Here is a 238-nt window from a genome sequence, read left to right as displayed (position 1 = left end):
ACGAACTCGCCCGCCGCCATAGAAAGCGCGCCCGAGAGCAGCCCGGCAATCCCCGAAAGTAACACCATAGAGCTGGACGCACCCGAGGCCGTAATACCGATCGTCAGCGCCAGATTCGAGACCAGCCCGTCGTTCGCGCCGAACACCGCCGCGCGGAAGTTGCCGGAGAGTTTTTCGCGTCCGCTGGTGGCTAGGGCGCGAATGATTTCTTCGTGAATAGCCTCGTCAGCCGCCATTT

General features: G+C 62.2%; 1 protein-coding gene. It reads right to left on the bottom strand.

From position 1 onward, the window contains the following. The coding region (locus tag HMPREF2554_RS12005; protein ID WP_210396031.1) for a VIT1/CCC1 transporter family protein at positions 1–238 on the bottom strand (238 nt) is incomplete at both ends.

Origin of the sequence: Rothia sp. HMSC071F11 (assembly GCF_001809115.1) — a bacterium.
GTDB lineage: Bacteria > Actinomycetota > Actinomycetes > Actinomycetales > Micrococcaceae > Rothia > Rothia dentocariosa.
The sequence above is the reverse complement of the archived record's forward strand: the minus strand, read 5'-3'. Positions and strand labels throughout refer to the sequence as shown.